Here is a 7,887-nt window from a genome sequence, read left to right as displayed (position 1 = left end):
TATTTGTTTAAGATGAGATGTAACTCATTGAAATGTGTCATCATATTCGTCGTCAGAAAACAAGTATTATGCCATTATTTCAATGAGTTATCTTTTTTTGTCGTGTACAAAGCCAATTTGCAAAAGAATATTTACAGGTTGTAGATATTTTATATCGGGAACTTGAAGTAGAGTATGATGATTTTCCAGTTGAGACTCAGAAAACAAATAAGTATCTACAATATTTAATAGTGGGTGATAGCTGGAACTTGCGGACTTTAATGCGGATAGAGGTTTTTATGTTGACTTTATTACAGCAGAGTACGCCTGCATTTTTATATTCTAAAGAGCAAATGTCACAGATAAGGCTGGAAAGTCCAAAACAGCTAGAACAAAGAGTGACACGTCTAGGTCGGGAGTTTTTATTCCTTTGGAATGAAATGGACTTTATAAAGCAATTGAAAGGAAATTATTTCACCCGTAATGTGCAAATTCTTGCAGATTTTTTTGAGTGTGAAGATCCTTCAATTAAAAGATTTAGTGGATTTAAAATAACGAAAAGGGATGCAAATTTCGAGTCATTAGAAGCGTTAAGTGATCTGTTTATTAAGCTTACAAGTTTTGCTCGAAGAGGTAAGTTTCAACCTAATACAAGGGATAACCGTCCGAGAATTGGATTTGTTGAACCTGATGCCGAAATTGTCAAACCAAGCTCTATTGCGATGACTAAAGACTGGGTTAAACGGTCACAACAACTGCGGGAGGCTATTGACTATTTTAGAAGATATAAACAAAAAAATATTGTTCTATATCGTTTTCAAATACAGTTAGAACTTAAAAATAGTAAAGTACCTTATGAGCAATTCCAAAAGTTTTTTGGCATAGTAAATAAAAAAGCAGTTAGACCACAGGGTTTCAAGGGGTATTTGGATTTCTTGTATTTTTGGAAAGAAAATTTTATTACCCAAGACCTTATACAGGATATGATTATTATTCTTGATGCTAGTTCCCTCATAGATGTACCTGAACAAGAAGATCAAAAAGCAAAGCTTCGGGATATTCCTGCCGAATTCTTTGAATACATGAGAGTGATCCTCAACGAGAATTCCGAAATTTTTGAAAATCAGAAGCCTGTTTTGAAACTCTTCCCTATTCCAGTTATGCAAGGTTGGGTTTGGAATATGCCAGCAGAACTCATTATCGAAACAGGGGATAAGGAAAAAAGGGCATTTTTTGAGAATCGTATTTTGCCTTACTTTGTGTATATGGAAATATTTGATGTAGATTACTCTGATGACATTAAAAATCGTTTTAAGCGAGGGCAGAAGAGTTAAGCTGTTCATGGGATTTAATCGGATAAGGTACAGTCCATTTAGTGACTGCATACAATAGGTGGGTTGGGTCAAGAAAGCCGTAACTCTCACCTGTATTTCAGTTTAAATTGTAGTTTAAGAGTAATATCATCGAATGGGTTCAAAGCCTTGCCACATAAGGCTTTTCTAAGCTCTGTCATTAGTCATGTTTCATACTCATGATCTAGAAATTTTACTAGGATAATAATTTAATTATTATAGATTACTAATAAATCAATTGCTTATAGAGAATTTATCTAATAAATCCCTTATTTGAAAAGTATATAAATCAAAAAATCATAAGGGTATATCACTATGAGTTATCGATTCACAAAAACTCTACTATCCAAAAACTCAATGATTGAAATCTAGGAATAGTCATTACTGATTAGATATACCCTTGGGTAATTAATTACAGAGTCATCTCTCCTATGGTTCTAACCAACAAATAGGAGACTGACATGAACCATAGTGAAACACTGATCCAGATTGAAGACTTGATGCTGGATATCTGTTCAGGAAAATGTCATTGGAAAGAAGTTCAATACGAGCTTGAAGATTATCGGGAAGTCGCTACCGATATTTATGATCCTGACCTTGAATATTCACCCATGATACAAGGCTACTTTGATTTGATGTCGATTAGTCATTCATTGGATTTACACAGCAGAACAAGATTAGGTAGATCGTTATTCCATTCAAGGACTGATTTTTTAAACTTCTGTGAAGATATGCTGGATGAACATGAACGTTTTATCAATAGGCATAAGCGACAACGCCAACGTAATTTCAAGGCATTGAAAGATAATTTTAAGGGCTTATCGAATAATCACTGCAAATTGCTCTTGGTGCGTGTAGATGTCAGTTATCCGTATGATGCTGATGTGGATATTTACCAGTTCAATGCGGATCTCAACATATTCCGACGTCGTATTCATGAACGTCGGAAATGCTTTAAGCATGTAATGGATTATTCATGGGCAATTGAACAGGGACGGGATAAAGGCTATCACTGTCATTTTCTTTTTATCTATAACGGTTCAAACCACATGCGTGATGGATACTTTGCTGAACAGATAGGTGAAGCGTGGTTAGACATTACCAATGGGGATGGCTGTTACTTTAGCTGTAATCGTAAAAGCCACAAGGACAATTACCGCAGACAAGGTACTTTGGGTATTGGCATGATTCACCGTAATGATGACGCTGAAGTAGAAAATGCCGAGAATGCTATTCACTATTTGGCAAAGGCTGATAAGGAGGAACAACATTTACGAGCGAAAATTAAGGGAATGCGTGGCTTTGGGTAAAGGTTGATCCCAAGAAATTAAAGCTACACACTATAAACATGAATGTTTATTTCATATATTCATTTTTTGGACTTGAGTCATGTGGGGATGTTTGGTCAATTCATCTCATCGGTTACAGTAAAAAAATACGGTACGCCAATTTGTATTGAGGAAGACCCCTCTCAACTACATTACTGGGAGTAACCACATGACCAATCTCGTTGAATATCAATACCGTATCCTGAACATCAAAGCAGTGATTGAAATTACTGCATTAAGCCGATCAACCATTTATGAGTTGATGAATCCCAAATCCAAGTATTATGATGTCAGTTTTCCAAAGCCAATACGCTTAACAGAAGTAAGAGTCGGTTGGGTATCACAGGAAATCTATGAGTGGCTTGAATCTAAAATCGCTCAAAGAGAAGAAGAACACTGATTACTTCCTGATACGGCTACATGGTTGCATAGTAATGAATTGGCATAATCCCAAAAAATCATAGATATATATCATTAACATGAAGATTGAATGTTTTCTTTTTCCCTACATTCAAAAACATAGGCTTATCCATCGATAAGCCTTTTTTCATTTAATGAGGTATATCTTATGAATATTACATGTCCATATTGCTACTCAGACAATATCAGTCGTGCAACCACACAGCAGTCTAGTAATAACAGTTTTTCTTCGATGGCAGGTGCAGGCATTGGAGCAAGCATTGCTAAAAGTTTGCCAACTCCATTCTCGCCATTACTTGGTGGATTGGCTGGTGCTGTTGTTGGTGGCTTGATTGATAGCTTTATTCAACCCTCACAACCACAGCGACCAACAGGCTATTTCCATTGCAACAATTGTCAGTGCAATTTCAACTAAGGACAGGAGAAATCATCATGGCACATCAACTTGAACAAATGGCGTATGTCGGTGAAACCCCTTGGCATGGTCTAGGTAATCAGCTTACTCCAGATCAGCCAATCGAAGTCTGGGCACAACAGGCAGGAATGGATTGGCGCATTGAATCCTCCAATGTCAGTTATATGGCTCAGAATGAGAAAGGTCAGAGTATTATTATGCCTTTTGAAGAGCAACGAGTTTTATATCGTTCTGATACCCATGCACCGTTATCTGTTGTTAGCCAACGCTTTCAAGAAGTGCAACCAAGTTCTATTTTGGAGTTTTATCGTGACCTAACTGAACAATCAGGCTTTGAACTGGAAACCGCAGGGGTATTGAAAGGCGGCAAGAAGTTCTGGGCTTTGGCACGTACAGGACAGAGTACAGCCTTGAAAAGCAAGGATGTGAGTAATGGCTATATTCTACTGGCAACTGCTTGTGATGGCACACTTGCCACGACTGCACAATTTACTTCTATCCGTGTGGTCTGTAACAACACGCTGGCAATTGCCTTACGCAATGGCAATACCAGCGCAGGCGTGGTGAAAGTTCCGCACAGCACCCGATTTGATGCGGAAAAGGTCAAACAGCAACTTGGTATTTCAGTTCGTGCATGGGATGACCATATGTATGAAATGAAACAACTGAGCCAGCGTAAAGTCACGCAGCAGGAAGCAGCCGCTTACTTTGATGCAGTGTTTAACAATACCAGTCTCAGTATTGCAGAACAGGATGACAGTATTATCCAGTTCTACCGTAATGTTGCAAACGAAGTACAAAATGCTGCAACTAAAACCGAACCGAATGGACGAGCCATGTCGAAAGTCATGGATATGTTTAATGGTCAGGGACGAGGTGCAGAACTCAGTTCAGCCAAAGGTACAGCCTACGGCTTGCTGTGCAGTATCACCGAGTTTGTTGATCACGAACGTCGAGCCATGAGTACCGATCACCGTTTAGATTCTGCATGGTTTGGTACAGGTGCAGCCATTAAACAGCGAGGACTGGAACAGGCACTCAGAATGGTTGTCTAATCCGTTTTTCCTAGCCAAGCACTCCCTTTTGCCACATCTCCCCGATGTGGCTTTTTTTATGCCGCAATTTTAATTTTTACAGACATGGAGTATCTAATGAACCGTATCGTTGAACCACAAATCAGTAAATTCAAACCTTATCCTAACCCTGCTAAACGCCTACCTAACACCAAAGGCATGAGTCGGGAGCAATGGTTACAAGTCCGCAAACAAGGCATTGGCAGTAGTGATGCCGCAGCAGCCTGTGGACTTAATCCGCACATGAGCATGCTGGAACTATGGATGATCAAGACTGGTCGGATGCAGACACAGCCTGATCAACCGACTCAAAACAGTTATTCACCCTTGTATTGGGGCAATCAGCTTGAACCCCTGATTGCCAGCTATTACCAGCACAAGACAGGTCATAAAGTGCGTAAGGTCAATGCAGTGTTACAGCATCCTGATCCCGATAAACATTTTATGTTAGCCAATTTGGATTACAGCGTGGTTGGCAGTGATGAAGTGCAGATTCTGGAATGTAAATCTGTTGGTGAATGGGGAACAAAACTTTGGCGTGATGGTGTGCCTTTATACGTGATTATTCAGGTACAGCATCAACTGGCAGTGACAGGTAAACAGGCAGCGCATATCTGTGCTTTGATGTGTGGGCATGAAGCCAAGATTTTTAAAGTCGAACGCAATGAAATAGTGATTGACCGCATCATGGCATCCGAGCGCACATTTTGGCAATGTGTAGAAAATGACATTCCGCCTAGTGTTGATGCCAGTCAATCAGCAGCCAAAGCCCTGCAATTACTTTACCCGCAACACATCCCTTTACAGACTGTTGATTTCTCTACGCTGGAGGGAGTCGATCAACTGTTTACTGACCTGCTGAATGAGGAAAAACAACTGTCCGAACATCAAACCAAATATGACTATCTCAAGCATCGGATTCAGGCATTGATGAAAGATGCTGAAAAAGCCATATTTTCTAATGGTACGGTGACATGGAAAAAGTCTAAAGACAGTGTGGTGCTTGATCAGAAAGCATTGCTCCAAGCCCAACCTGAACTGCTGCAACAGTATCCACAAAATCGACAAGGTAGCAGACGGTTTAATGTTTATTCTGCAACAACCTAAATCATCAGACTAAACAGATTTTAGAGCTATTTCCATTACACACCACATCAAAGCATTTCCCTAAATTTCAAATTCCCCAAATTTAAAATTTGTGCAAAGTCGCCCCTTTGCCCTTTCTCCAGTCATGAAGAAAGGGCGGTGGAGCAGCTTTGCATGAAATGAGCATCGCACAACAAGTTCTCCCTATAACCAAATAGTGAACAGGTTTTTTATTTCATCAATCTTGAGATGAGGGAGCGGTGCATTCAATCGATTTGGGGAATCCGTAAACAAATGCAATAAAGGACAATCACCATGATTAAAGGTTTAGCAATTACGCCGCCAGTATTGGGGCGTATTAGTATCGGCAAAATTGTCGAAAAGAATGGTAAACGACTGCCTGAAAAGGATGACCAGTTTACTATCACCAGTCAGATTCAAAATAAAGATGGTTGGGTAAAACATCCATTGGATGAACAACTACGAGCGAAAGCTCAAAATCAAAAACTGAGAACGATTCCAGTCCGTATGATCTTTAATGAGCCTGAACTCAATCTTCGGGCAGAGTACAGTCTCTTTGACCGACAAACAGGACGCTTAATCTGTTCAGGCAATGGCGATACTTGTCAGCGACTGGGACAGAATGGCATTGAGCAACATCCATGCCCATCTCCTGATCTATGTCCATTGGCACAAGGCGGGCTGTGCAAACCCTACGGTAGACTATATGTCAATTTGGATGAATCGGATGAGTTTGGAACATTTATCTTTAGAACCACAGGTTTTAATAGTATTCGGACACTGGCGGCACGGCTGAGTTATTACCATGCGGCATCGGGTAATTTACTGTCATGCTTACCATTGCAACTAACCTTGCGAGGGAAAAGTACCACACAGAGCTATCGTACCCCAATTTATTACGTGGACTTAACTCTACGTGATGGCGTGAATTTAAATGATGCCATTAATTCAGCCAAACAGATTGATCAGCAAAGTAAGGCGGCAGGGTTTTATCAGGAGGCTTTAGATCATGTGGCACGGCAGGGCTATGGCAATGCCAGTTTTGAGGTGGGAGGTGAAGAGGGGCTGGATATTGTTGAGGAGTTTTATTCAGAGGAAGCCAATGTCACAACACAGTCTCAGACTGAACAGCAATCAGAGAGCTTTTCCCATGTACAGGATATACAGCAAAGTTTAAGGCAATCCGTTCAGGCATTGAACTAGATTGGATTGGACTGTATCGGATGCAGTTATAATTTACTGGACTGACCTATGATCTGAGCGGAGTACCGCTCGCATCATAGATTAGGAGAAAACATCATGAATGCGTTTACGGGTCAAACATTTCAGATGCATCAATTGATCAACATCAAACAAGTCAGCGCCATCACTGGACTTTGTCGATCAACGATTTATGAAATGATGGACGAGTATTCGCCTTATTACGATCCGACATTTCCAAAGAAATTAAAAATCACACAAAAGCGTATAGTCTGGTCAGCTTGGGAAATCAATCAATGGATTGTTTCCAAATTGGCAAGCCGAGAATCTAAGGGAGTTTAGGCTCTCTTTTTTTTGATTTTTAAAACGACAAATCATGTCATTCATCCCTTTAAAATAGCTGAAAAAACTTTTATTTTCGGTAAACTAAGTTCATGCATTTAGAGCACCTGAATGGATTTTGGTTGTTGCAGAGGGTGAATCTTTATTGACAGCATATGATTTTGATAGTCACAAAATGCCATACTGACATGAGACACAGAAATTTGAATTGAATATCCAATCTATCATTTATTTTGAACAAATTACGTAGAGAAACGAACAAACATGGCGATTAAGAAAACAGAACTTTATTCTTCCCTATGGGCAAGTTGTGATGAGTTACGTGGTGGTATGGATGCCAGCCAGTACAAAGATTATGTGCTGACCTTGCTTTTTATGAAATATGTGTCTGATAAATCTTTGTACACGACAAAAAAAGACAACTCATTGAAATAATGGCATAATACTTGTTTTCTGACGACGAATATGATGACACATTTCAATGAGTTACATCTCATCTTAAACAAATATCTAAAGTGGAACAAGTCACATCTAAAATGTTTTACACTGATTATGCTGGCATTAATTGTAAAACAGACATGTAATCTTTCTTCTGCATCTAAAGCCTTACCCATCAAGTGCTTACCACAATCATTTTATCGACGTATACAACGCTTCTTTGCAGATCAGTA

General features: G+C 39.5%; 9 protein-coding genes and 1 pseudogene. All 10 read left to right on the top strand.

What is annotated here, in order from left to right; translation table 11 throughout:
* Nucleotides 1-278 precede the first annotated feature (278 nt).
* Nucleotides 279-1,313 (top strand): hypothetical protein, encoded by a 1,035-nt coding sequence (locus tag ACSC97_RS17110; RefSeq protein WP_436662142.1) that lies wholly within the window; start codon nucleotides 279-281, stop codon nucleotides 1,311-1,313.
* A 479-nt stretch (nucleotides 1,314-1,792) separates the two neighbouring features.
* Nucleotides 1,793-2,641, top strand: a complete 849-nt coding sequence (locus ACSC97_RS17105; protein ID WP_436662140.1) for a YagK/YfjJ domain-containing protein — start codon at nucleotides 1,793-1,795, stop codon at nucleotides 2,639-2,641.
* Nucleotides 2,642-2,828: 187 nt separating this feature from the next.
* Nucleotides 2,829-3,059, top strand: coding sequence for an AlpA family phage regulatory protein (locus ACSC97_RS17100; protein ID WP_436662138.1), 231 nt, complete (start codon nucleotides 2,829-2,831; stop codon nucleotides 3,057-3,059).
* Nucleotides 3,060-3,227: 168 nt separating this feature from the next.
* Nucleotides 3,228-3,494: a hypothetical protein gene (locus tag ACSC97_RS17095; RefSeq protein ID WP_112987393.1), complete on the top strand. Its 267-nt coding sequence runs from the start codon at nucleotides 3,228-3,230 to the stop codon at nucleotides 3,492-3,494.
* Nucleotides 3,495-3,511: 17 nt separating this feature from the next.
* Complete coding sequence (locus ACSC97_RS17090; RefSeq protein WP_436662136.1) at nucleotides 3,512-4,549, top strand: DUF932 domain-containing protein; 1,038 nt, start codon at nucleotides 3,512-3,514, stop codon at nucleotides 4,547-4,549.
* A 96-nt stretch (nucleotides 4,550-4,645) separates the two neighbouring features.
* Nucleotides 4,646-5,674 (top strand): YqaJ viral recombinase family protein, encoded by a 1,029-nt coding sequence (locus ACSC97_RS17085; RefSeq protein WP_436662134.1) that lies wholly within the window; start codon nucleotides 4,646-4,648, stop codon nucleotides 5,672-5,674.
* Between the two features lie 294 nt (nucleotides 5,675-5,968).
* Nucleotides 5,969-6,877, top strand: a complete 909-nt coding sequence (locus ACSC97_RS17080; protein WP_436662132.1) for a recombination directionality factor — start codon at nucleotides 5,969-5,971, stop codon at nucleotides 6,875-6,877.
* Between the two features lie 96 nt (nucleotides 6,878-6,973).
* Nucleotides 6,974-7,216, top strand: a complete 243-nt coding sequence (locus ACSC97_RS17075; protein WP_436662130.1) for a helix-turn-helix transcriptional regulator — start codon at nucleotides 6,974-6,976, stop codon at nucleotides 7,214-7,216.
* Between the two features lie 264 nt (nucleotides 7,217-7,480).
* A complete protein-coding gene (locus ACSC97_RS17070) occupies nucleotides 7,481-7,651 on the top strand; it encodes a type I restriction-modification system subunit M N-terminal domain-containing protein (RefSeq protein WP_436662128.1) in 171 nt (56 codons plus the stop codon).
* Between the two features lie 33 nt (nucleotides 7,652-7,684).
* Nucleotides 7,685-7,887: pseudogene (locus tag ACSC97_RS17065) on the top strand (IS4-like element ISAba33 family transposase); the annotation flags it as partial.

Source organism: Acinetobacter sp. P1(2025) (genome assembly GCF_051390655.1).
Classification (GTDB): domain Bacteria; phylum Pseudomonadota; class Gammaproteobacteria; order Pseudomonadales; family Moraxellaceae; genus Acinetobacter; species Acinetobacter junii.
Note: the sequence above shows the minus strand (reverse complement) of the source record. Positions and strands in the feature narration are given on the sequence as shown.